This window comes from Streptomyces sp. NPDC044571 (assembly GCF_040647115.1).
In the GTDB taxonomy this organism is placed as follows: domain Bacteria; phylum Actinomycetota; class Actinomycetes; order Streptomycetales; family Streptomycetaceae; genus Streptomyces.
In genome coordinates this window covers 116966-139661 of sequence record NZ_JBEZBN010000001.1, presented here as the reverse complement: position 1 = coordinate 139661, position 22696 = coordinate 116966, and the positions used below count along the sequence as shown (strand labels likewise).

Below are 22696 nucleotides of genomic sequence, written 5' to 3'. Positions count from 1 at the left end.
AAGGGTCCGGTTACGCCGGGAGCTGGGCCTCGATCGCGGCGATGACCTCGGGGGCCTCGGGCTCGGTGCGCGGGCGGAAGCGGGCCACGACCTCGCCGGCGGGGGAGATCAGGAACTTCTCGAAGTTCCACTGGATGTCCCCCGCCTCGCCGTCCGCGTCCGGGGTCTTCACCAGCTCCTGGTACAGCGGGTGCCGGTTCTCGCCGTTGACCTCGGACTTCTCCAACATGGGGAAGGTCACGCCGAAGCCGGCCGCGCAGAACGTCTGGATGTCCTCGGCGGTGCCGGGCTCCTGCCCGCCGAACTGGTTGCAGGGGACTCCGATGACGGTGAAGCCCTTCTCCTGGTACGCGAACTGCAGTCGGGCCAGCCCGGAGTACTGCGGGGTGAGCCCGCACTGCGAGGCCGTGTTCACCAGCAGGATCGCCTTGCCCTTGTAGGCCGCCAGGCTGGTGGGCTCGTCGGACAGGGTGGTCAGCGGGATGTCGTACAGGCTCATCGGGCACTCCTTGGCAGGGAAGGGCAACGCCTCCGAGCCTAAAGCCTGACCGGAAACACACCCCCGGCCGCCTGCCCTCTTCCTCAGGTCCCCGTGCCGATCAAGGCGTCCGCAGGATCGTTGACCGGCTGCGGCATGCCCGTGAGGTCCATGACGAACAGCGGTATCCCCAGGTCGTCCGCGCGGCTGCGGGCGTCCTGCGTGTATCCGGCGAGAGAGAAGTAGACGCTGGTGGCGGAGGCGGTCAGCCCGTTCAGCCAGACGCACTCCACCGCCCGCAGTCCGGCCGGCGCGGTCGTTGGGTCCACCTGGGCGACCAGTCCGGGCGCGCGGAGGTCCACGGCCGCCGACGGGATGGGCCGCCCGTCGGGCTGCCGTACGTCCTGGAAGCCGAGCCAGCGCAGGTACAGCGCGGCCGTGGCCACCGCGTCCCGGGCCGTACGGATGGTCACCGGCCGGAAGGCTGGCCGCCCGCCCTGAGCGGCACGCCCGCCGCCCGCCGTCCTCGCAGGCCCCTCACCGCGCACGGCGGGCGGGAGGGGTACGTCGACGAGGCCGGTCGCCGGCGGCTGCGTCCCCTCTCCGGCTCCGGGCCCCACGGGCTGCGCCGGCTCGACGGGGTCCGCCGGGTCCACCGGGTGCACCGCGATCCGCACCACCGTCCCGCACGAGGAGCACCCCAGCTCCGGATGCGGCCACTCGCTCACCCGTGCGCAGGCCGTGCACCGCACCGCCACCCACGTGTCCGACCAGGTGCGGTGCGTCAGCGGGAGGGGTGGCGCCGCCAGGTCCAGCGGGGGGACGACCGGGGTTCCACAGGCGCACGGGAACACCGGCGTCACGTAGCCGTTCTCGCGCAGGCACGCCGGGCAGCGCACCGGTACCGCTTCCGCCATGAGAGCCGAACCCCCTCCGTCGCTGTGCGTGTGCCCATGGTCCACCACCTGCCACCGCCGACGCGAGTCCGTCCTCCACATTGCGCCGGCAATCGGCCGCGGACCGGTCGTTCGTACAACTCGACCCCGCGAGAAGCGGCTTTTGGTGGGTTCCGGGGTGACCCGACGCCTTGACGTGCGGGGACTGGCCGCTTAGCTTGTTCCGTATAGCAGAACAAAACTTCCGGATTGTGGAAACAGTCGGAAACAGCCTGACCGCCAGACCGCAGGAGAACTCGATGCCTCGTATGACAGCCGCCGCCGCTGCAGTGGAGATCCTCAAGCGCGAGGGTGTCGATCAAGCGTTCGGCGTGCCCGGCGCTGCGATCAACCCGTTCTACCGCGAGCTCAAGAACGTGGGGGGCATCAAGCACACCCTCGCCCGCCACGTCGAGGGCGCCTCGCACATGGCGGAGGGGTACACCCGCACGGCTCCCGGCAACATCGGCGTCTGCATCGGCACCTCCGGCCCGGCCGGCACCGACATGATCACCGGCCTGTACTCGGCGATCGCCGACTCGATCCCGATCCTGTGCATCACCGGCCAGGCGCCGGTCTCCAAGCTGCACAAGGAAGACTTCCAGGCCGTCGACATCGCCTCGATCGCCAAGCCGGTCACCAAGAAGGCCACCACCGTCCTGGAGGCCGCGCAGGTCCCGGGCGTGTTCCAGGAGGCCTTCTACCTGATGCGCTCCGGCCGTCCCGGCCCGGTCCTCATCGACCTGCCGATCGACGTCCAGCTGACCGAGATCGAGTTCGACCCCGACCTGTACGAGCCGCTGCCCGTGCACAAGCCGGCCGCCACCCGCAAGCAGGCCGAGAAGGCCATCGAGCTCCTGCTGGCCTCCGAGCGCCCGCTGATCGTCGCCGGCGGCGGCATCATCAACGCCGACGCCTCCGACCTGCTGGTCGAGTTCGCCGAGCTGGTCGGCGTCCCGGTCATCTCCACCCTGATGGGCTGGGGCGTCATCCCCGACGACCACGAGCTCGCCGCCGGCATGGTCGGTGTCCAGACCTCGCACCGCTACGGCAACGCGACCTTCCTGGAGTCGGACTTCGTCCTGGGCATCGGCAACCGCTGGGCCAACCGCCACACCGGTTACAACCTGGACGCCTACCTCGGCGACCGCAAGTTCGTCCACGTCGACATCGAGCCCACCCAGATCGGCAAGATCTTCGCCCCGGACCTCGGCATCGTCTCCGACGCCAAGGCCGCCCTGACGATCTTCATCGAGGTCGCCAAGGAGCTCAAGGCCGAGGGCAAGCTGCCGGACTACAGCGCCTGGGTCGCCTCGCACCTGGAGCGCAAGGGCTCGCTGCAGCGCCGTACACACTTCGACGACATCCCGATGAAGCCGCAGCGCGTCTACGAGGAGATGAACAAGGCCTTCGGCCCCGAGACGCGCTATGTCACCACCATCGGCCTGTCCCAGATCGCCGGCGCCCAGATGCTGCACGTCTTCAAGCCGCGCCACTGGATCAACTGCGGCCAGGCCGGCCCGCTCGGCTGGACCATCCCGGCCGCGATCGGTGTCGCCACCGCCGACCCGGAGAACCCGGTCGTCGCCCTCTCCGGCGACTACGACTTCCAGTTCATGCTGGAGGAGCTGGCGGTCGGTGCGCAGCACAAGGTCCCGTACGTCCACGTCCTCGTCAACAACGCGTACCTCGGCCTGATCCGCCAGGCGCAGGGCGGCCTCGGCATCAACTTCGAGGTCAACCTGGAGTTCGAGAACATCAACACCCCGGAGATCGGCGTCTACGGCGTCGACCACGTGAAGGTCGTCGAGGGCCTCGGCTGCAAGGCGATCCGCGTGACCGACCCGGACGAGCTGGGCGCCGCCTTCGAGGAGGCCAAGAAGCTGGCCGCCGAGTACAGCGTCCCGGTCGTCGTCGAGGCGATCCTGGAGCGCGTCACCAACATCTCGATGAGCAAGACGGTCGACATGAGCGACGTCACCGAGTTCGAGGAGCTCGCGACCGAGCCGGGCCACGCCCCGACCGCGATCCGTCCGATCTCGGCCTGATCGCCGTCTGGTCCCGGCCCGTCTCGGCCTGATCCCCGAGCCGGCCGGCCAACGACGAACGGCCCCCGTCCCTCCGCGAGGAGGGGCGGGGGCCTTCGTGCTGCGCGGGCTCAGCCCCGGGTCAGGCCGCCGATCAGCACCTCGATGCCGAGGGCGAGCCGGGCCGCCGCCGGACCGCCGGCCAACTCGGCGGTGCTCGCCGCCAGATGCGGGTAGCGGGCCGGGTCCAGCCCGGCCAGCCGCTCCTCGATGGAGACGGCGGCGTGACGGTGCTCCAGGGCGGCCTGCAGGGCGTCGGGGCCGCCGCTCGCCGGGGGAGCGGCGACGGAGACCTCGTAGGTGACCGCGCCGATGTACAGGGCGATCAGATCGCATCCCCAGGCGGCCCGTTGGCGCTCCACGCCACCGGCGAGCAGCAGGCCGAGGATGCGGTCGAAGAGGCCGAGCCAGGCGGGGGTGGCGGGGATGGTGCCGAGGGAGACCCGCCCGATGCCGGGGTAGGCGTTGAGGGCGTGGACCACGTCGGTGACGAGCGCGGCCAGCCGGGAACGCCAGTCCCCGGGAGGCTCGGCGGGCAGCTCCGGCAGCGGCACGGTCGCGATCACCGCGTCGTGCATCAGGCGCAGCAGCTCCTCGCGTTGTGAGACGTAGACGTACAGGGACGCGGGGCCGGTGTCGAGTTCGGCGGCCACCTTGCGCATGGTGACCGCGTCCAGGCCCTCGCGTCGCAGTACGCGCAAGCCGGCTTCGACCACGGCCCGTTCGCTGAGCGGGGGCTTGGCGGGGCGGGCGCGGGTGCTCTTGCGCCGGGGCGGTGTCTCCATGGCGACAGGCTAGCAGTTGACAGCGAACGCCGTTCGTTGCGAACGTTGTTCGTGACGAACAGCGTTCGTCCGCCTGCCGATGTCCCTGTTCCGACCGCTTTCCGTCCTGCCCACGCCTCGGGAGTCAGCCATGTCCGTCCTGCCACCGCCACCCCAGCAGCGCCCACAGCCGCACGCGCAGCATCCGTATCCGCGTCCGCATCGCCATCCGCCGTCCTCCCGGTGGGCGGTGCTCTGCGTCGTGCTCCTCGCGGAGGTCATGGACCTCCTGGACGCCACCATCACGGGTGTCGCCGCCCCCGCCATCGCCGCCGACCTCGGCGGCGGCCGGGAGGTGACCCAATGGCTGCAGGCCGGCTACACCCTGCCCTTCGCCGCCCTGCTGATCACCGCCGGACGGCTGGGGGACCGGTTCGGGCGGCGGCGGCTCTTCCTCGTCGGCGCAGCCGGATTCACCGCGGCCTCGGCGCTGTGCGCCCTGGCCGGCGGTCCGGGCGCGCTGATCGCTGCAAGGGCGCTCCAGGGCGCCTTCGGCGCGTTGCTGCTGCCCCAGGGCTTCGGCATCATCAAGGAGACCTTCCCCGAAGCGGAACTGGGCAGGGCCTTCGGCCTGTTCGGCCCTGTCATGGGGCTGTGCGCGGTCGGCGGGCCGGTGCTGGGCGGGCTGCTGGCCGGCGCCGACCTGTTCGGCACCGGCTGGCGCCTGGTGTTCCTGGTGAACCTGCCCCTCGGCCTGGCCGCGGTGGCCGGTGCCGCCCGCTGGATCCCGCGCGGGAAGCCCGATCCCGGGCTGCGGCTCGACGTACCGAGCATGCTGCTGGCGGGTGCGGCCTCCGCGGCCGTGGTGTTCCCGCTCGTGCAGGGGCCGGAACTGGGCTGGCCCGTCTGGTCGCTCGTCCTGGCGGCCGCGGGGCCCGCCGGGTTCGTGCTCTTCGGGCGGCTCCAGCGGCGGCGCCCCTCCCCGCTGGTGGAGCCGAGCCTGCTGGCCAACCGGGCCTACACCGGCGGCATGTGGGTGGCCCTGGTCTTCTACGCCTCGTTCACCGGGCTGATGCTGGTGCTCTCCCTCTTCCTGCAGGGCCCGCTCGGGCTCTCGCCGCAGGGAGCGGGCTACTCCGTCGCCCCCATGGCCCTCGGCATCGCCCTGTCGGCCGGCCCGGCCGGTTCGCTCGCCCGGCGGCACGGTCGGGTGGTGATCCAGAGCGGGATCGTCCTGACCGCCCTCGGCCTCGTGCTGCTCGCCGCCTCGGCCGACGCTGCGGTGGACGGCCGGCGGCTGGTGCCGGGCACCCTCGTCACCGGTCTCGGCATGGGCCTGGTCATCCCGCCGCTGTTCGACGTCATCCTGGCGGGGGTCGCAGAAGCGGAGGTGGGCTCGGCCTCCGGAGTCCTGGACGCCGTGCAGCAGCTGGCCGGCGCCCTGGGGGTGGCCCTGCTGGTCACCGTCTGGACGGCCTTCGCCGACCACGGCGCCACGGCCGCCACCGCCCTGTCCGCCACGGCCCTGACGACCCTGGTCCTCCTGGCCGCCGCCCTCGCCCTCTCCGTACGCCTTCCGCGCCACGCCCGCGCATGACAAAGCGCCGAGTCACGGGACCGTCCGCGACTCGGCGCTTTGGGTGTGACCGCCCGACGGTGCGAGGCTGGCGCGACAGGACGTTCGCACCGCCGGGCGGAGTCGTGTGCCTCTCGTGCAGGGGACTCTGTGCGTGGCCCCGGTACGAGAGGAGTGGCTGGGACCGTGGCGGGCGGCGACGAGAACCCCGGCATCGTCTCCCTCAGGTCAAGAGACGGGTCGGAGAACCCAATACCACCGCACTGGCTCGACGCCCACCACGGTCCTCGTCCCGCCCCCACCGCGAACCACCCCTCATCCGGGTCCGCAGTAGGGGCTGAGCACCCGGAGCCTGACCTCCCGCCAGGCTCCCGGCGCAGCTTGTGCGGCTCAGCCCTCGCGCAGGGCGCGGACGGCCTCCTCGACGCGCTTGCCGTAGTCGGCGTCCGCGGCGTGGAAGTGAGCCAGGTTCTTCTCGATGACGCCTTCGAGGGTGACCTGCGAGAGGCCGCCCGCGATGTTCGCCACCAGGCGCTGCTTCTCGGCCTCCGACATCAGGCGGTAGAGCTCACCGGCCTGGAAGAAGTCGTCGTCCTTGGTGTGCGCCGGGGCCGCGTGGGTGCCCGTGTAGCCGGAGACGGCCTTCGGGGCGCCCAGCGCCAGGCCGGTCTCGGCCGGGCCCTGGTACGAGTTGGGCTCGTAGTTCTTGTCGTGGCGCGAGCCGTTGCGCAGCGCCATGACACCGTCGCGGCCGTAGTTGTCGGCCTTCGTCGCCTTCGGGGCGTTGACCGGCAGCTGGGTGTGGTTCACACCGAGGCGGTAGCGCTGGGCGTCGGCGTACGCGAACAGGCGGCCCTGGAGCATCTTGTCCGGCGAGGCGGTGATGCCCGGGACGAAGTTGTTCGGGGAGAAGGCGGACTGCTCGACCTCGGCGAAGACGTTGTCCGGGTTGCGGTCGAGGACCAGGCGGCCCACGCGCTGCAGCGGGTAGTCGGCGTGCGGCCACACCTTGGTGAGGTCGAACGGGTTGAAGCGGTAGTCCGCGGCCTCGGCGGCCGGCATGATCTGGACGTAGAGGGTCCAGCTCGGGTTCACGCCGCGCTCGATCGCCTGGAGCAGGTCGGTCTGGTGCGAGTTGGCGTCCTTGCCGACCAGCTCTGCGGCCTGCTCGGAGGACAGGCAGCGGATGCCCTGGTTCGTCTTGAAGTGGTACTTGACGAAGAAGGCCTCGCCCTGCTCGTTGGTCCACTGGTAGGTGTGGGAGCCGTAGCCGTTCATGTGGCGGTACGACGCCGGGATGCCGCGGTCGCCCATCAGCCAGGTGATCTGGTGCGTCGCCTCGGGGGCGTGCGCCCAGAAGTCCCAGACGTTGTCCGGCTCCTGCTTGCCCGTGAACGGGTCGCGCTTCTGGGAGTGGATGAAGTCGGGGAACTTGATCGGGTCCTTGATGAAGAACACCGGGGTGTTGTTGCCGACGAGGTCGTAGTTGCCCTCTTCGGTGTAGAACTTCAGCGCGAAGCCGCGCGGGTCGCGGACCGCGTCCGCGCCGCCCAGCGAGTCGGCGACGGTGGAGAAGCGCAGGAAGGTCTCGGTCTTCTTGCCGACCGTGTTCAGGAAGGCGGCGCTGGTGTACGCGGTGACGTCGTCGGTCACCTCGAAGTAGCCGTACGCGGCCGAACCGCGGGCGTGCACCACACGCTCCGGGATGCGCTCACGGTTGAAGCGGGCAAGCTTCTCCAGGAGCTGCTGGTCCTGGATCAGGAGCGGGCCACCGACGCCGGCGGTGGCGGAGTTCTGATTGTCGGCGACCGGGGCGCCGGACTCGGTCGTCAGCGTGCGCTTCGACATGGTGACCTTCCGTACGGGTAACTGCCGACGGAAAGTGTCTTCCGTCATGCGGAACAACCTAGTTCGAGGCTGAACTCAACGTCAACAGTTTGTTGAAGAAAGATGGAGAGAGGGTAATCCGGACGGCGCCGGCGCTTGGGCGCGACAGGACAGGTGTCAGCACCGGCGCCATCCGGAAACTCAAGTCCCCTTGCGGGGAGTTCCCCTGGCGGGAACAGGTCCCCTCAGTGAGGAGGGGACGGGAGGGGCGGACCCGGGATCAGATCTGGGCGCCGGACAGGCGCTCGACCGCGCGCAGCAGGGCCGAGTGGTCCAGGCCGCCGTCACCCTGGGCGCGCAGCGAGGCGACCAGCTGGGCGACGACCGCGCCGACCGGGAGGGCCGCACCGACGTTGCGGGCGGCGTCGGTGACGATGCCCATGTCCTTGTGGTGCAGGTCGATCCGGAAACCGGGCTTGAAGTCGCGGTTCAGGAAGTTGTCCTTCTTGCGGGTCAGGACCGTGGAGCCGGCCAGACCGCCGTTGAGGACGTCCAGGGCGGCCTGGAGGTTCACGCCGGACTTCTCAAGGAAGACCACGGCCTCGGCGCACGCCTGGATGTTCACCGCGACGATCAGCTGGTTGGCGGCCTTCACCGTCTGGCCCGAGCCGTGCGGACCGCACAGGACGATGGTCTTGCCGAGCGTCTCAAGGATCGGGAGGGCCGCGTCGAAGTCGGCCTGCTCGCCACCCACCATGATCGACAGGACGGCCTCGATGGCGCCGGCCTCGCCGCCGGACACCGGGGCGTCGATGACGCGGATGCCCTTCTCGGCGGCGTTCTTCGCCAGGTCGATCGAGGTCTGCGGGGTGATCGACGACATGTCGATGATCAGCGCGCCGGACTTCGCGTTCTCAAGGATGCCCTCGGGACCGTAGTTGATGGCCTCGACCTGCGGGGAGGCGGGCACCATCGTGATGACGACGTCGGCGTCCTTGACGGCCTCGGCGATCGAGCCGGCGGCGGTGCCGCCGGCGGCGGCCAGGCGGTCCAGCTTGTCCTGCTCCAGGGTGAAGCCGGTGACGGGGTAGCCGGCCTTGATGAGGTTCTCGGACATGGGGGAGCCCATGATTCCGAGGCCGATCCAGGCGATCTTGGGGAGGGTGCTCATGATGAGGGTCCTTCTCTTAATGCTTTGTACGAAAAGTGCGGGGGGTGCCTGGCTGATCGCCTGGACTTGGTCCGCCTATCGGGCGGCGCGGGCCTCGGCCGGCAGCCATTCGAAGGACGCGGCGGCGTCGGCCGCCTTGTACTCCAGGCCTACGTAGCCCTGGTATCCGGCCTTCTTCAGCTGGTCGAGCAGGTCCTCAAGGGGCAGCTCACCGGTGCCGGGGGCACCGCGTCCCGGCTTGTCCGCGATCTGGACGTGGCCGGTCTTGGCGGCGTACTTTTCGATGACCTCGGAGAGGTCCTCATCGTTCATCGCCAGGTGGTACAGGTCGAGCAGGAACTTGGCGTTGCCGAGGCCGGTGGCCTCGTTCACCTTGTCCACGACCTCGATGCCGGCCGGGGCGCTCACCAGCGGGTAGAGCGGCGACTCGGGCTTGTTGAGGGTCTCGATCAGGAGGATCGCGCCGACGCGGTCCGCCGCCCGGGCGGCCACGACCAGGTTCTTGAGCGCGAGCTCGTCCTGGACGGCGGGGTCCACACCCTCGACGCGGTTGCCGTAGAGGGCGTTCAGCGCCTTGCAGCCGACCGAGGCCGCGAAATCGGCGGCCACGTTGATGTTGGCGTTGAAGCGCTCCGACTCCTCACCGGGAACCGACACCGCACCGCGGTCCGGGCCCGGCAGTTGGCCGGCGTAGAAGTTCAGGCCCACCAGCTGGGTGCCGGCGTCCTCAAGAGCCTTCTTGAGGGCGTCGAGCTCCTCCTGGGCGGGGGTGGGGGTCTCGATCCAGGGCCACCACAGCTCGACCGCGGTGAAGCCCGCCGCGGCGGCGGCCGCGGGACGCTCCAGAAGCGGGAGTTCCGTGAAGAGGATCGAAAGGTTCACATCGAAGCGCTGGTCCGTGTATCCCATGAGGGGTGTGCGCTCCTTCCGTATTGCGGAAGTTTGTTTCTGCCTGATGGAAGACTGCAAGCAGGGTGACGCTCTTGTCAAGTACGGACTGCCGAAAAATCGTGACCGGGAGGTAGCTTGACCAGCGTGCGATTGAGAGTGGAGTTCACGACCGAGCCCTTCGATCTCGAAGAGGCCCCTGCCCATGCCGTGGCCGCTCGCGAGGTCATCCAGAAGGCGCAGCTGGACGCCGTGGATGTCGGCCCGTTCGGCAACACCGCCGAAGGGGACGCCGGCGAGGTGCTCGGCGCGGTGTCCGCGCTGCTGCGCGACGCGCTGGATGCCGGAGCCACGCGGGTTTCGCTGCAGGTCAACGTGATCCGGGAGGACACCCCATGACCGAGCCCCGTGATCACCCGTTCGTCGCTGCGGTCAAGCCGCTGGTGGACGCGATGGGCGGCCTGCTGTTGGATCCCGCCCTCGCGCAGCCCGACGACGTCGTGCTCGCCTGGGAGGGGCAGGACCTGCTGGCGGTCCGCCTGCCCCAGCTCTCCGACTCGCTGGACCACATCCTGGCGGCCCTGGAGCGCAAGCACGGCGTACCGTTGTCGCAGCTGGACCGGAAGTCCAAGCAGGACGTGGTGCGGATACTGGAGGCGCGGGGCGCCTTCTCCGTACGACACGGCGTGGAGACGGTGGCGAGCGCACTGGGCGTAAGCCGTTTCACGGTCTACAACTACTTGAACCGGGACTCAAACACTCCCAAAGGACCCCCCAAGAACCACCAAGCGTGATGCGGTCTGACCCACAGTGACGAGCCGCCGCCCCATTCATCCGGGCGGCGGCTTTTGTGTACGGGAAGTTTCAACAAAGTGTTGACGCCGTGTTGTCGAGGGCGTTAGCTATGCCCAGCCCGTCAAAGCAACAAGGCCACGGAGGCCTACCGTGACTTCGAGTCCGACCCCGGGTCTCACCCGGTTCAACACCTTGGACGACAGTGCGGCCACGGCCGAGCTGCACGAGGTGTGCGCCAGTTCGGCGTGGGGGAGCAAGCTGCTCGCCCAGCGCCCCTTCACCACCGCCGACGCCCTGTTCGCCGCCAGCGACGCCGCCATGGCCGAGCTGACCGCGGCCGACCTGGAAGAGGCGATGGCGGGCCACCCGCCGATCGGCCGGCCGAAGCCCGGCGACCCGACTTCCGCCCGCGAGCAGCGCGGCATGGCCGGGGCCTCCGAGGAGCTCAAGGCTGAACTGCTCGAACTGAACCTGGCGTACCAGGAGAAGTTCGGCCACGTCTTCCTGATCTGCGCCACCGGTGCGACCGGTGAGCAGATGCGGGACGCGGTCAAGGTCCGGATCGAGAACGATGCCGAGGTCGAGCGGGAGATCGCCCGCGGAGAGCTCGTCAAGATCAACCGGATCCGACTGACCCGACTCGTCGAAGGAGAGTGAACAACCATGAGCACTGAGACCACCGCCTCGGTGTCCACGCACATCCTGGACACCAGCATCGGCCGCCCCGCCGAGGGCGTCGCCATCTCGCTGTCGGCCCGCTCGGGCTTCGACGCCGAGTGGAAGGCGCTCGGCGGCTCCGCGACCGACGCCGACGGGCGTTGCAAGGACCTCCCGGCCCTGCCGGAGGGCACCACCCACGTACGCCTCGACTTCGAGACCGAGGCGTACTTCTCCAAGAAGCAAGCCGCCGAGGCGCAGCAGGACGCCCCCCGCGTAAGGGACAGCGGTGCGTTCTTCCCCGAGGTCACGATCACCTTCGCGGTGAACCCGGGCGAGCACTACCACGTACCGCTGCTGCTCAACCCGTTCGGCTACTCCGTTTACCGAGGGAGCTAGCAGACATGCCCACGATTCTCGGCCAGAACCAGTACGGCAAAGCAGAGAACCGCGTCGTCAAGATCACGCGGGACGGCGACACCCACCACATCAAGGACCTGAACGTCTCGGTCGCCCTCTCCGGCGACATGGACGACGTCCACTACTCCGGGTCGAACGCCAACGTCCTGCCGACGGACACCACCAAGAACACGGTGTACGCCTTCGCCAAGGAATACGGCATCGAGTCCGCCGAGCAGTTCGGCATCCACCTGGCGCGCTGGTTCGTCACCAGCCAGGAGCCGATCAAGCGGGCGCGCATCCGGATCGAGGAGTACGCCTGGGACCGGATCGCCACCTCGGACGCCAACTCCAAGTTCATCGGCTCCGACGAGGTGAACCACTCCTTCGTCCGCAAGGGCATGGAGACCCGCGTCACCCAGATCACGTACGACGGTGAGAAGTGGGAGGTCATCTCCGGCCTCAAGGACCTCATCGTCATGAACTCCACGAACTCCGAGTTCTGGGGTTACGTGAAGGACAAGTACACGACCCTGCAGGAGGCGTACGACCGCATCCTGGCCACCCAGGTGTCGGGCCGCTGGCGCTTCAACTGGTCGGACGACGAGCAGCGGATGCCCAACTGGGAGAAGTCCTACGCCGAGACCAAGAAGCACATGCTCCAGGCCTTCGCGGAGACCTACTCCCTCTCGCTGCAGCAGACCCTCTACCAGATGGGTTCGCGCATCATCAACCACCGTTCGGAGATCGACGAGGTCCGCTTCTCGCTCCCGAACAAGCACCACTTCCTCGTCGACCTGGAGCCCTTCGGCCTCAAGAACGACAACGAGGTCTACTTCGCCGCGGACCGCCCGTACGGTCTGATCGAGGCCACGGTCCTGCGGGACGGCGTTGACGCCCGCATCCCCGTGGACATGACCAACCTCTGATGCGGCAGGCTCGTCCCGGGGCTCCGCAGTGGCCCCGGGACGGCGCACGCCCCCCACGCGACACACTTTCAACTTCGTGAATCGGCACCCGGACGCAACATACGGGGCGGCAGTACTGTCAGCTGTCCAGGCCCCCGGCTCCGGCACTCAAATCCCCTGGGTTTTGCCGTGCCCGCACCGCCACTGAAAGCACGAGGAAGTCCCATGGCAGCATCGGCAGCCCATGACAGCGCCGTGGAGCGCATCGTCATCGAAAACTGTGCGATTGCGACCGTCGACGCGAACGACACCGAGTACGCCTCGGGCCACGTGGTCGTCGCCGGCAACAAGATCGAGTCGATCGGCGCGGGCAAGGCCCCCGAGAACCTCGACAATGTGGTCCGCCGCATCGACGGCACGGGTCACCTCGTCACCCCGGGTCTGGTCAACACCCACCACCACTTCTACCAGTGGATCACGCGTGGTCTGGCCACCGACCACAACCTCTTCAACTGGCTCGTCGCGCTGTACCCGACGTGGGCGCGGATCGACGAGCAGATGGCGTACACGGCCGCCCAGGGCTCCCTGGCGATGATGGCCAAGGGCGGCGTCACCACCGCCATGGACCACCACTACGTCTTCCCCAAGGGCTCCGGCGACCTCTCCGGCGCGATCATCCGCGCCGCGTCCGAGATGGGCGTCCGCTTCACCCTCGCCCGCGGCTCCATGGACCGCAGCGTGAAGGACGGCGGCCTGCCGCCGGACCACGCCGTCGAGACCCTGGAAGGCGCGCTCGCCGACACCGAGGCGACCGTCAAGAAGCACCACGACTCCTCGTTCGACGCGATGACCCAGGTCGCCGTCGCCCCGTGCTCCCCCTTCTCGGTCTCCACCGAGCTGCTGAAGCAGGGCGCCGAGCTGGCCCGCCGGCTGGGTGTGCGCATGCACACGCACGGCTCGGAGACGGTCGAGGAAGAACAGTTCTGCAAGGAGCTGTTCGGCATGGGCCCGACCGACTACTTCGAGTCGACCGGCTGGCTCGGCGAGGACGTGTGGATGGCGCACAGCGTCCACATGAACGACTCCGACATCGCCGCGTTCGCCCGGACCAAGACCGGTGTCGCGCACTGCCCGTCCTCCAACGCCCGTCTGGCCGCCGGCATCGCCCGCGTCCCGGACATGCTCGCCGCCGGTGTCCCGGTCGGCCTCGGCGTGGACGGCACCGCCTCCAACGAGTCCGGTGAGCTGCACACCGAGCTGCGCAACGCACTGCTGATCAACCGCCTCAACCCGGTGCACCGCGAGCGCGCCCTCAACGCGCGCCAGGCCCTGCGGCTGGGCACGTACGGCGGCGCCCAGGTGCTCGGCCGCGCCTCGCAGATCGGCTCCCTGGAGGTCGGCAAGCTCGCCGACCTGGTGATGTGGAACCTGGGCACGCTGGCCCACTCCTCCATCGCCGACCCGGTGACCGCGCTGGTCTTCGGTGCGGCCGCCCCGGTGACCCTGTCGCTGGTCAACGGCAAGCAGATCGTCGAGAACAACCGACTGCTCTTCGCCGACGAGGACGCCATCGCGGTGTCCACGCGGGAAGAGGCCCAGCGCCTCGCGCGCATCACCGCGCAGGGCTGATCTCCCCAGGCTGCGGCCGGGGGGTTCTGACAGATGTCCGGCCGGGGGGGACGGCCCCCGGCCGGAGGCCGCGGACCCGAGCGGGGTCCGCGGCAGCCGTTCCCGGGAAGCGCCTGAGGGACTTCCGAGGGCGCCCCCGGGGCGGTGACTCGTGCCACTGCTCTCCCCTGGCGGAACACGACTCGGGCGAATCGTTTCCGCATGCCCTGAACCCTCGTAACCCCCGCACCACCCACAACTGAACACCGTCTCGACTCGCAGAGCTTTCGCACCACCTCCATGACACCCACGTCCCCTGCCGACGTGTTTAACCGACCGGAGGAAGCCGTGGCACCCACGCCCAGGTTTCGCAAAGACGCAGTCGCAGTACCGGAGGAGAAGCACCCGGTCGACGAGACCCTGCCTCCGCTGAAAATGTTCACGAGCGGGCTCCAGCACGTGGCCGCCATGTACGCGGGTGTCGTGGCCCCGCCCATGATCGTCGGCCCTGCCGTCGGACTCTCCGCCACCGAGACCGCCTTCCTGATGGGCGCCTCCCTCTTCACCGCAGGGCTCGCCACCCTCCTCCAGACCCTCGGCTTCTGGAAGATCGGCGCCAAACTCCCCTTCGTCAACGGCGTCTCGTTCGCCGGCGTGACCCCGATGATCGCCATCGGCAAGGGCCAGGGGGACCACGCCGTCCCCGTCATCTTCGGCGCCATCATCGTGGCCGGGGTGATCGGCTTCTTCGCGGCCCCCTACTTCGGCAAACTGGTCCGCTTCTTCCCGCCCGTCGTCACCGGTACGGTCATCACCCTGATCGGCGTCTCCCTGCTGCCGGTGGCCTTCAACTGGTCCCAGGGCGGCAACCGCACCGCCACCGACTACGGTTCGATGAAGAACATCGGCATGGCCGCCGCCACCCTCGTGATCGTCCTGCTGATGCGCAAGTTCCTGCGCGGCTTCCTCCAGCAGATCGCCATTCTGCTCGGCCTGGTCGCCGGCACGCTGCTGGCGATACCGCTCGGCATGACCAGCTTCGACGCCGTCAAGAACGCCTCCGTGGTGGGCTTCCCGACCCCCTTCCACTTCGGCGCCCCGCAGTTCCAGGTCGCCGCCATCCTCTCGATGTGCATCGTCATGCTGGTCTGCATGACGGAGTCCACCGCCGACATCCTGGCCCTCGGCAAGATCGTCGGCCGCCCGGCGGACGCCCGCACCATCGAGGGCGGCCTGCGCGCCGACACCCTCGGCAGCGCGCTCAGCCCGCTGTTCAACGGGTTCATGTGCAGCGCCTTCGCGCAGAACATCGGCCTGGTGGCGATGACCAAGGTGCGCAGCCGGTTCGTCGTGGCCGCGGGCGGGGTCATCCTGATCGTGCTGGGCCTGTGCCCGATGGCGGCCTCGGTCATCGGAGTGGTCCCGCTGCCGGTTCTCGGCGGCGCCGGGATCGTGCTGTTCGGCTCGGTGGCGGCCAGCGGGATCCAGACCCTGGCCGGCGCGGCCATGGAGAAGGGCGAGAACGCCCTGATCGTGGCCGCCTCCGTGGGCATCGGCCTGATCCCGATCGCCGCGCCCGACTTCTACCACGCCTTCCCCAAGGACCTGCTGGTCGTCCTGGACTCGGGCATCAGCACCGGCTGCGTGGTGGCCATCGTGCTGAACCTGGCCTTCAACCACCTGGGTGCCAGGCGTTCCGCGAACGCCGAGCCCGTCCCGGAACCGCTGCCGGTGCACTAGCGCCGTACGGCCGTACGGTACGGCGGTGCGTACGCCACCCACTGCGGGCGTGGCGTGCGCACCGCAGTGCCGGCGTACCGGCGTACCGGCGTACCGGCGTCAGCGGTAGTCGTCGGGGTGGCCCTGCATCCAGGCGTTGATCTTGTCGCGGGTGCCGATCAGCGAAGTCTGGTGCTTCTTGAGGTTCTCGAAGGACCGGTCGCCGCCGAGCTCCCCGTCGAGCTTCTCGATCAGTTCGATCGGCTCGGGGAAGTGGCCGGGCCCCTTCGGGTCCGCCTTCATGGCACGGTCCATGCGGTGGAGTTCGTCGTAGACCCGCCCGAGGAAGTACGCACAGTTGCCCGGGGTGCACGATTCGCCCAGGGTCGCCTGGAGCCCGGCGAAGGCGTCGCGCACCTTCTCGGCCGGTCTCGAAGCGGACGCCGAGGGCGGTACGGAGACGGCGGAGCCCTCGCCGGCCGCCGAGGGCGGAGCGAGCGTGCCCGCCGACGAGCCGGCCCCGCCGGTGGCCCCCGCCGCACCTCCGGCCGGCGCGCCGGCTTTCGGGGCCGTGCTGGTCGCGCTGCAGGAGACGCTGAGCGCGGCCAAGGCCACGGCCACCACGGCCGCGCCCCGTACTGAAGACCTGAACATGGCACTCCCCGTGATCGTCGAATCAGCCGACCCTACAGGCCGGAACGGACCGGATCGGAACGGGAGTTCCAGGGCCGGGGCGGTTGCCACAGCATGAGGTTGCTCATCAGCTCGGCCTGTTCGACGGCGTCGTCGAGGGCGTGGTGGGTGTGGGGGCGGCGGGAGAGGAGCTCCCTCGGCATCCGGCCCTTGACCGCGGAGAACGTCCAGTCGAAGGAGGCGGGGTACCCGCACATCACCGGCTGCGCCCGGGCCGCCGCCGGCACCTCCGCGACCCACGCGCGGCCGCCGGGCCGGTGCCCCCGCGGCGGAGGCGTTCCCGGTCCAGTCCGCCGACCGCGAGCGCCTCCGGCACGTACTGGTAGAGGCTCGGGCGTGCGGTACGGGCTGTCATGCACCGGAGCATGCCGGCCCGCACCGCGTCGATCACCTGGTTACAAGCGGGGGCTCACGAGGCGGGGGAGAGGTACATCCCGCTCTGGTCCGCTCCCGCCGTGTTCTTGCAACCGACGTTGGCGGTGGCGGGCTGGGCCACCGCCAGGGCCAGGCAGCGGCCGGCGGCGAGCTGGCCGAAGTAGTTCGGGTGCATGGACTCCTGGACGAGGCCCTGCGTCTCGCTGCTGTCGATCCAGCGCGCCCACTCGCTCGTCTTCGCCGAGGCCGGGACCGCGGAGGTCACCTGCTTGCTCGCGGTGGCGCACACCTCGCGACCCTGGAGCATGTCCCGCAGGTCCAGGAACTGCACCCCCTTGGCGGCGGCCACCGCCTTGAGGCGGTTCGCGAGTTGCGGGACGAGCGAGTCCCGCGCCCAGTCGGAGTCCTTGTTCCAGAAGGGGCATCCGCCGGTGTTGAGCCGGCTCCAGTCGCTCTGGGTGTAGCGGTTCTCGGCGCCGCGGGGTATGGGCGAGGGGTAGGACTGCAGGACGATCCGGTACGAGGAGTCGGCGTACCCGGCGCCCTGCATCACGGCCCGGATCTCGTCGACGGACTTGCCGACACCGGCCATGACCCCGTCGATCTTCTGGTCGACGCCGTACTGCTGGTCGTCGTAACAGTAGGAGTTCCAGAGCACGAAGTCGTACGCGCACTCCTTGATGATGTCGGCGAAGCCGAGGTCGTTCCCGCCGATGGACAGGGCGATGACCTTGACGTTGTCGGCGGCGGCCACGGCGGCGAGCTGATCGGCCTGCGGGGCCTCGCCCTTGAAGGCCACGCCGCCGTTGGAGGCGCGGAACACGTTCGCGGAGACCGCCCCGGAGCAGGCCAGGTTCACAGCGACGTCGGCGATCGCCCCGGCGCTCTTGACCTCGGCGGAGTCGGACCGGTGGCAGCCGCCCGCGGTGCTGCCGTACACCTTGGCGGGATCGTAGGTGCTCCCGCTGACCCAGGCCCGGTCGGTGCCGTTCCTGCTGCCCGTGTTGGTGAGGCTGTTGCCCTTCCAGCGGCCGGCCTCGCCGGAGATGTAGCTGTCGCCCATGGACACCACGGCGGTGGGCCCGGTGCCGGGCCCGGCCACGGCGGTCCCGGCGCCGCCGATCAGCGCGCTGACGGCGAGCGGCACGACCATCCCGACTCCGGCGAGTCGTCGCACACGACGGGCGGCCCGGTTCTTGCTGGCGTTGCGGAATCCGATCACGACGGAACTCCTGCGTTCGGCCATGCCGAAAATCCGGACAAGTCCGGTACATGGCTGGGTAAGTGGGGGAGAACCGCCGGCCGGTGGCACCGGAAAGGTGACACGGCGCATGTTGTTACCGCTAGGTAGCCGCAGATTACGATGACGTAACGCCCGACCGTTCGTTCGGGAGTTGTGGTGCGCGCACAGCTCCGCCCCCGTGCCGGAGGGCAGCGGGGGCGGAGCCGTGGTGAGGGGTTTTCGGCTGCTGTGCGAGGTCAGCCGAAAGCGGGGCGGGGTGTCAGCCGACGAGCTGGTCGTAGGCCGGGAGCGTCAGGAAGTCCGCGTAGTCCGCGTCCAGGGAGACCTGGAGGAAGAGGTCGTGGGCCTGCTGCCACTTGCCGGCGGTGAAGGCCTCCTCGCCGATCTCGGCGCGGATCGCGGCCAGTTCCTCCGCCGCGATCGTGCGGGTCAGCTCGGCGGTGGCCCGCTCGCCGTTCTCGAAGACGACACCGGCGTTGATCCACTGCCAGACCTGCGAACGGGAGATCTCGGCCGTGGCCGCGTCCTCCATCAGGCCGAAGATGCCGACGGCGCCCAGGCCGCGCAGCCAGGCCTCGATGTAGCGGATGCCGACCTGGACCGCGTTGCGCAGGCCCTCGTACGTGGGCCTGGCGTCCAGCGAGTCGATCGCGATCAGCTCGCCGGGAGCCACCGAGACGTCCTCGCGCAGGCGGTCCTTCTGGTTCGGCTTGTCGCCGAGGACCGCGTCGAAGGAGGCCATCGCGATCGGGACCAGGTCGGGGTGCGCGACCCAGGAGCCGTCGAAGCCGTCACCGGCCTCGCGGTCCTTGTCGGCCCGGACCTTCTCGAACGCGATCCGGTTGACCTCGGCGTCCTTGCGGGACGGGATGAAGGCCGCCATGCCGCCGATGGCGTGGGCGCCGCGCTTGTGGCAGGTGCGGACCAGGAGTTCGGTGTACGCCCGCATGAACGGGGCCGTCATCGTCACCGCGTTGCGGTCCGGGAGGACGAACTTCTCCCCGCCGTCGCGGAAGTTCTTCACGATGGAGAAGAGGTAGTCCCAGCGGCCCGCGTTCAGGCCCGCCGCGTGGTCGCGCAGCTCGTAGAGGATCTCCTCCATCTCGTACGCCGCCGTGATCGTCTCGATCAGGACGGTCGCGCGGACCGTGCCCTGCGGGATGCCGACGTAGTCCTGGGCGAAGACGAAGATCTCGTTCCAGAGGCGGGCCTCCAGGTGCGACTCCGTCTTCGGCAGGTAGAAGTACGGGCCCTTGCCGAGGTCGATCAGGCGCTTGGCGTTGTGGAAGAAGTACAGGCCGAAGTCCACCAGGGCGCCCGGCACCGCGCGGCCGTCCACCTGCAGGTGGCGCTCCTCCAGGTGCCAGCCGCGGGGCCGCATGACCACGGTCGCGAGCTGCTCGGCGGGCCTCAGGGCGTACGTCTTGCCCGTGCGCTCGTCGGTGAAGTCGATGCGGCGCTCGTAGGCGTCGATCAGGTTGAGCTGGCCGAGGACGACGTTCTCCCAGGTGGGGGCCGAGGCGTCCTCGAAGTCGGCGAGCCAGACCTTGGCGCCCGAGTTCAGGGCGTTGATGGTCATCTTGCGGTCCGTCGGGCCGGTGATCTCCACACGGCGGTCGTTCAGCGCGGCCGGGGCCGGCGCGACCTTCCAGTCGCCCTCGCGGACCTGTGCGGTGTCCGGGAGGAAGTCGAGGTGGGAGGTGCGGGCGATCTCGGCGCGGCGCTCGGCGCGGCGGGCGAGGAGCTCGTCGCGGCGGGGGGTGAACCGGCGGTGGAGCTCGGCCACGAAGGCGAGAGCCGCTTCGGTAAGGACCTCGTCCTGGCGTGGCAGGGGTTCGGCGTCGACGATGGCCAGCGATGACGGCGCTGGTGCGGACATATCTGTCACTCCTTCAGCGGCGGTGCCTGGCGGCCGCGGGGGAATGCTCGCGCGAGACGGCACGCAGTGCCGTCGGGTGTGGAGAGTTCCGGAAAACGGTCGCGGGCGCCGTCTGGGGGTTCAGGGCGCTTCTGACCAGTGGATAGTAATTTCCTTATGGTGGAAGTTCAATGGTTTGTTGATGTCGAGATTCTCTGAGTCGACAGATTCCGGATCACCGTGGCCCTCAGTGCCATGGCGGTCACAGGCCGCTCAGGCCCCGCGCCACCGGGACTCAAGCCAGTCGTGCCAGGTCGGGCGGCGTGTCGATGTCGAAGGCCTCGGCGACGTCCCCGCACTCCACCAGCCTGAGCTCGTCGGCGTGATGTGTCAGGTGGACCCGCGCGCCCTTGTCGCCCTCCGCCGTCGCCGCGATGTCCGCCCACCGGTCCGCGCCGAACAGCACCGGATGGCCCCGCTCCCCGTCGTACGCGGCCGCCACCAGGCTCGTGGGGGAGCGGTACGCCTCCAGCACCCGGGCCACCGCCGCGGTCCCGATGCCCGGCTGGTCCACCAGCGAGACGAGCGCCGCGCCGGCTCCCGTGCCGGCCAGCGAGGCGAGGCCGACCCGCAGGGAGGAGCCCATGCCCTGCGCCCAGTCCGGGTTGTCCACGAGCACGCAGTCGGCCAGCTCCGCCTGCTCGCGGACCTCCGCGGCCGCGGCGCCGAGGACCACGTGGACGGGGTCGCAGCCCGCCTCGCGCAGCACCCGGACCGCGTTCTCGACCAGGGGGCGGCCGCGGTAGGGGAGCAGGGCCTTGGGGCGGCCGCCGAGGCGCCGGCCGCCGCCGGCCGCGAGGAGCAGGCCCGCGATCACGGGGCGAGCGGAGTGGTCTGCGCCGCGGTCTGCGCCGTGGTCCGCGCTGTGGTCTGTGGTGGCTGGCATGACAGCGATTCTCGCCCCTGCGCCGCGCTGCGGGGCCTGCGCGCCAGAACCCGCCGGACGGCGGTCAGCGCGGCCCCGATCGGCAGCGGCTGGGCGATCCGGTTCTCGGCGGCGGCCACCAGGGCTCGTTCGTCTCGGTCGGTCAGCGGGGTCGACATCGCGGAACTCCTTGCCAATCAGGGGCCAATACCGCGAGTCTGGTCCCCGATTGGCCTGATCGGCAGAGCCAATCAGGGGAGGTTGGCATGGCAAACGGGCGAGTGGTCCAGACGGCGGACAGGACGATCGGGAGCCGCCAGCTCGCGGCGCTGCTGCCCGCCGACGTGCTGGCCCGACCCGGCTACCGGGCCCTGGCCGAGGCCGTCCGGACCCTGATCCTCGACGGCCGGATCGCCCTGCACGTACGCCTGCCCGCCGAACGCGAGCTCGCCGAGGCGGTCGGTGCCAGCCGGGCCACCGTCACCGGGGCCTACGACCTGCTGCGCGAGAGCGGCTACGTCCGCAGCCGGCGCGGCTCCGGCACCTGGACCGAACTCCCCGACGGCCACGGCCCGGTCGGCGCCCACCTGCTGGTGGGCTCCGGCGGCTACCGGGCCGACGGAGACCCGGGCATCGACCTCGCGATCGCCGCCATGGGAGCCCCGGACCAGGCCCTGACCGAAGCCCTCGCCTGGGCGGCGCCCCGGCTGCCCGGCCTCGCCCACAGCCCCGGCTACCACCCCTTCGGCCTGCCCGACCTGCGCACCGCCATAGCCGAGCGGTTCAGCCGGCGCGGGCTCGCGACCCGGCCCGAGCAGATCCTCGTCACCGCCGGGGCCCAGCAGGCCTTCGCCCTGGTGGTGAGCCTGCTCTGCGGCGCCGGGGACCGGGTGGTCACCGAGAACCCCACGTACGCCAACGCCCTGGACGCCCTGCGGCACGCACGGCTGCGCACCGGCTCGATCGCGGTGTCCGAGGCGGGCTGGGACATGGAGATCGCCGAGAGCACCCTGCGCCAGACCGTGCCGAGGCTGGCGTACGTGATCCCGGACTTCCACAACCCGACCGGGGCGCTGATGCCCGAGGAGCAGCGGCTGCGGCTGCTGTCGGCGACGCGCCGCACCGGAACCTGGCTGGTGGTCGACGAGACGATCGCCGACATCGCCCTGGACGTACCGGCTCCGGCGCCGCTGGCCTCGCTGGCCCCCCGGGGCGGGGCGGACCACGTGATCACCATCGGCTCGCTGAGCAAGACGCACTGGGGCGGCCTGCGGGTGGGTTGGGTCCGGGCCACCGCGAAGATGATCAACGAGCTGACGGCGGTCCGGGTCTCCTCGGACATGACCGGCTCGGTCCTCGACCAGTTGGTCGCCCTGCCCCTGCTGGACGGGCTGGAGCGGACGCTGCCCGCCCGGCTCGCGCAGCTGCGGATCCGGCGGGAGGCGCTGGTGCGCTCGCTCCAGCGGCACACCCCGGAATGGTCCTGGCAGCTCCCGCCGGGCGGGCTCTCGCTCTGGGTGGACCTCGGGGAGCCGGTCAGCTCCGCCCTCGCCGAACGGGCCGGCGCCTGCGGCGTGCACATCGGGCGGGGGGCCCGCTTCGGGGTGGACGCGGGCACCTTCGAGCACCGCATCCGGATCCCGTACACCCTGCCGCCGCAGGACCTGGACGACGGCATACGCCGCCTCGCGGCCGCCTTCCACGACGGGGTCCCGCTGACCCCGGCGGTGGAGCGCCCGCACTGGGTGGCCTGAGCGGCGGTCCGCGCCGCCCCGACCGCTACCGCCCCG

At 70.2% G+C, this 22696-nt stretch carries 22 protein-coding genes; 10 read left to right on the top strand and 12 right to left on the bottom strand.

Features of this window, described 5'->3' with window-relative positions; translation table 11 throughout:
* Positions 1-10: 10 nt before the first annotated feature.
* Complete coding sequence (locus tag AB0B01_RS00570) at positions 11-499, bottom strand: glutathione peroxidase (RefSeq protein WP_361711533.1); 489 nt, start codon at positions 497-499, stop codon at positions 11-13.
* 83 nt (positions 500-582) lie between these two features.
* A complete protein-coding gene (locus tag AB0B01_RS00565) occupies positions 583-1395 on the bottom strand; it encodes a hypothetical protein (RefSeq protein ID WP_361711532.1) in 813 nt (270 codons plus the stop codon).
* 278 nt (positions 1396-1673) lie between these two features.
* Here AB0B01_RS00565 and gcl point away from each other — a divergent pair, with 278 nt between their 5' ends.
* Positions 1674-3461 carry a glyoxylate carboligase gene (gcl, locus tag AB0B01_RS00560; protein ID WP_361711530.1) on the top strand — a complete coding sequence of 596 codons (1788 nt, stop codon included), beginning with the start codon at positions 1674-1676 and terminating at the stop codon, positions 3459-3461.
* A gap of 110 nt (positions 3462-3571) precedes the next feature.
* On the opposite strand, the gene AB0B01_RS00555 is transcribed toward gcl, so the two are convergent.
* Positions 3572-4285 (bottom strand): TetR/AcrR family transcriptional regulator, encoded by a 714-nt coding sequence (locus tag AB0B01_RS00555; protein WP_361711528.1) that lies wholly within the window; start codon positions 4283-4285, stop codon positions 3572-3574.
* A gap of 130 nt (positions 4286-4415) precedes the next feature.
* On the opposite strand from AB0B01_RS00555, the gene AB0B01_RS00550 reads away from it, so the two are divergent.
* Entirely contained in the window at positions 4416-5861 is a 1446-nt protein-coding gene (locus tag AB0B01_RS00550; RefSeq protein ID WP_361711527.1) for an MFS transporter, read from the top strand.
* Positions 5862-6230: 369 nt separating this feature from the next.
* Here the strand turns inward: AB0B01_RS00550 and AB0B01_RS00545 are convergent, their stop codons facing one another.
* From AB0B01_RS00545 to AB0B01_RS00535, 3 genes are all read right to left on the bottom strand, one after another.
* Positions 6231-7688, bottom strand: a complete 1458-nt coding sequence (locus AB0B01_RS00545) for a catalase (protein ID WP_361711735.1) — start codon at positions 7686-7688, stop codon at positions 6231-6233.
* A 259-nt stretch (positions 7689-7947) separates the two neighbouring features.
* Positions 7948-8838, bottom strand: coding sequence for a 2-hydroxy-3-oxopropionate reductase (locus tag AB0B01_RS00540; protein WP_361711525.1), 891 nt, complete (start codon positions 8836-8838; stop codon positions 7948-7950).
* A gap of 75 nt (positions 8839-8913) precedes the next feature.
* A complete protein-coding gene (locus AB0B01_RS00535; RefSeq protein ID WP_361711523.1) occupies positions 8914-9747 on the bottom strand; it encodes a TIM barrel protein in 834 nt (277 codons plus the stop codon).
* A gap of 126 nt (positions 9748-9873) precedes the next feature.
* On the opposite strand from AB0B01_RS00535, the gene AB0B01_RS00530 reads away from it, so the two are divergent.
* The 7 genes from AB0B01_RS00530 (at position 9874) to AB0B01_RS00500 (ending at position 15833) form a co-directional block, all read left to right on the top strand.
* The gene (locus tag AB0B01_RS00530) at positions 9874-10125 is read left to right on the top strand and encodes a hypothetical protein (RefSeq protein ID WP_361711522.1); all 252 of its coding nucleotides are present in this window, start codon (positions 9874-9876) and stop codon (positions 10123-10125) included.
* Complete coding sequence (locus AB0B01_RS00525; protein WP_361711520.1) at positions 10122-10520, top strand: helix-turn-helix domain-containing protein; 399 nt, start codon at positions 10122-10124, stop codon at positions 10518-10520. The genes AB0B01_RS00530 and AB0B01_RS00525 overlap by 4 nt, the downstream gene beginning before the upstream one ends.
* A 151-nt stretch (positions 10521-10671) precedes the next feature.
* A complete protein-coding gene (uraD, locus tag AB0B01_RS00520; protein WP_361711518.1) occupies positions 10672-11178 on the top strand; it encodes a 2-oxo-4-hydroxy-4-carboxy-5-ureidoimidazoline decarboxylase in 507 nt (168 codons plus the stop codon).
* Between the two features lie 6 nt (positions 11179-11184).
* Positions 11185-11577, top strand: a complete 393-nt coding sequence (uraH, locus tag AB0B01_RS00515; RefSeq protein ID WP_361711517.1) for a hydroxyisourate hydrolase — start codon at positions 11185-11187, stop codon at positions 11575-11577.
* A 5-nt stretch (positions 11578-11582) separates the two neighbouring features.
* A complete protein-coding gene (gene pucL, locus AB0B01_RS00510) occupies positions 11583-12506 on the top strand; it encodes a factor-independent urate hydroxylase (RefSeq protein ID WP_356850729.1) in 924 nt (307 codons plus the stop codon).
* Positions 12507-12710: 204 nt separating this feature from the next.
* Entirely contained in the window at positions 12711-14114 is a 1404-nt protein-coding gene (locus AB0B01_RS00505) for an 8-oxoguanine deaminase (protein WP_361711515.1), read from the top strand.
* Positions 14115-14393: 279 nt separating this feature from the next.
* A complete protein-coding gene (locus AB0B01_RS00500) occupies positions 14394-15833 on the top strand; it encodes a nucleobase:cation symporter-2 family protein (RefSeq protein WP_361711513.1) in 1440 nt (479 codons plus the stop codon).
* Between the two features lie 99 nt (positions 15834-15932).
* Here the strand turns inward: AB0B01_RS00500 and AB0B01_RS00495 are convergent, their stop codons facing one another.
* The 6 genes from AB0B01_RS00495 to AB0B01_RS00470 all read right to left on the bottom strand — a co-directional run bounded on the left by AB0B01_RS00495 (position 15933) and on the right by AB0B01_RS00470 (position 21085).
* Positions 15933-16466 (bottom strand): hypothetical protein, encoded by a 534-nt coding sequence (locus AB0B01_RS00495; protein WP_361711512.1) that lies wholly within the window; start codon positions 16464-16466, stop codon positions 15933-15935.
* 32 nt (positions 16467-16498) lie between these two features.
* Entirely contained in the window at positions 16499-16702 is a 204-nt protein-coding gene (locus tag AB0B01_RS00490) for a hypothetical protein (protein ID WP_361711511.1), read from the bottom strand.
* A gap of 212 nt (positions 16703-16914) precedes the next feature.
* A complete protein-coding gene (locus tag AB0B01_RS00485) occupies positions 16915-18192 on the bottom strand; it encodes a GDSL-type esterase/lipase family protein (protein WP_361711733.1) in 1278 nt (425 codons plus the stop codon).
* A gap of 190 nt (positions 18193-18382) precedes the next feature.
* A complete protein-coding gene (gene aceB, locus AB0B01_RS00480) occupies positions 18383-20002 on the bottom strand; it encodes a malate synthase A (protein WP_361711509.1) in 1620 nt (539 codons plus the stop codon).
* A 274-nt stretch (positions 20003-20276) separates the two neighbouring features.
* Entirely contained in the window at positions 20277-20855 is a 579-nt protein-coding gene (locus tag AB0B01_RS00475; protein WP_361711731.1) for a nucleotidyltransferase family protein, read from the bottom strand.
* Positions 20855-21085: a hypothetical protein gene (locus tag AB0B01_RS00470; RefSeq protein WP_361711507.1), complete on the bottom strand. Its 231-nt coding sequence runs from the start codon at positions 21083-21085 to the stop codon at positions 20855-20857. The genes AB0B01_RS00475 and AB0B01_RS00470 overlap by 1 nt, the downstream gene beginning before the upstream one ends.
* 87 nt (positions 21086-21172) lie before the next feature.
* Between AB0B01_RS00470 and AB0B01_RS00465 the strand changes: the two genes are divergently transcribed.
* A complete protein-coding gene (locus AB0B01_RS00465) occupies positions 21173-22660 on the top strand; it encodes a PLP-dependent aminotransferase family protein (RefSeq protein ID WP_361711506.1) in 1488 nt (495 codons plus the stop codon).
* Positions 22661-22696: the final 36 nt, after the last annotated feature.

What these genes read in the sequence shown, in the direction of transcription:
- AB0B01_RS00550 (WP_361711527.1), top strand. Translation starts at nt 4,416, where the DNA reads ATGTCCGTCCTGCCACCGCCACCCCAGCAGCGCCCACAGCCGCACGCG.
- AB0B01_RS00505 (WP_361711515.1), top strand. Translation starts at nt 12,711, where the DNA reads ATGGCAGCATCGGCAGCCCATGACAGCGCCGTGGAGCGCATCGTCATC.
- gcl (WP_361711530.1), top strand. Translation starts at nt 1,674, where the DNA reads ATGCCTCGTATGACAGCCGCCGCCGCTGCAGTGGAGATCCTCAAGCGC.
- AB0B01_RS00470 (WP_361711507.1), bottom strand. Translation starts at nt 21,085, where the DNA reads ATGTCGACCCCGCTGACCGACCGAGACGAACGAGCCCTGGTGGCCGCC.
- AB0B01_RS00570 (WP_361711533.1), bottom strand. Translation starts at nt 499, where the DNA reads ATGAGCCTGTACGACATCCCGCTGACCACCCTGTCCGACGAGCCCACC.
- uraH (WP_361711517.1), top strand. Translation starts at nt 11,185, where the DNA reads ATGAGCACTGAGACCACCGCCTCGGTGTCCACGCACATCCTGGACACC.
- AB0B01_RS00565 (WP_361711532.1), bottom strand. Translation starts at nt 1,395, where the DNA reads ATGGCGGAAGCGGTACCGGTGCGCTGCCCGGCGTGCCTGCGCGAGAAC.
- AB0B01_RS00540 (WP_361711525.1), bottom strand. Translation starts at nt 8,838, where the DNA reads ATGAGCACCCTCCCCAAGATCGCCTGGATCGGCCTCGGAATCATGGGC.
- AB0B01_RS00500 (WP_361711513.1), top strand. Translation starts at nt 14,394, where the DNA reads ATGACACCCACGTCCCCTGCCGACGTGTTTAACCGACCGGAGGAAGCC.
- AB0B01_RS00545 (WP_361711735.1), bottom strand. Translation starts at nt 7,688, where the DNA reads ATGTCGAAGCGCACGCTGACGACCGAGTCCGGCGCCCCGGTCGCCGAC.
- pucL (WP_356850729.1), top strand. Translation starts at nt 11,583, where the DNA reads ATGCCCACGATTCTCGGCCAGAACCAGTACGGCAAAGCAGAGAACCGC.
- AB0B01_RS00490 (WP_361711511.1), bottom strand. Translation starts at nt 16,702, where the DNA reads ATGTGCGGGTACCCCGCCTCCTTCGACTGGACGTTCTCCGCGGTCAAG.
- AB0B01_RS00465 (WP_361711506.1), top strand. Translation starts at nt 21,173, where the DNA reads ATGGCAAACGGGCGAGTGGTCCAGACGGCGGACAGGACGATCGGGAGC.
- AB0B01_RS00495 (WP_361711512.1), bottom strand. Translation starts at nt 16,466, where the DNA reads ATGTTCAGGTCTTCAGTACGGGGCGCGGCCGTGGTGGCCGTGGCCTTG.
- AB0B01_RS00525 (WP_361711520.1), top strand. Translation starts at nt 10,122, where the DNA reads ATGACCGAGCCCCGTGATCACCCGTTCGTCGCTGCGGTCAAGCCGCTG.
- AB0B01_RS00555 (WP_361711528.1), bottom strand. Translation starts at nt 4,285, where the DNA reads ATGGAGACACCGCCCCGGCGCAAGAGCACCCGCGCCCGCCCCGCCAAG.
- AB0B01_RS00535 (WP_361711523.1), bottom strand. Translation starts at nt 9,747, where the DNA reads ATGGGATACACGGACCAGCGCTTCGATGTGAACCTTTCGATCCTCTTC.
- aceB (WP_361711509.1), bottom strand. Translation starts at nt 20,002, where the DNA reads ATGTCCGCACCAGCGCCGTCATCGCTGGCCATCGTCGACGCCGAACCC.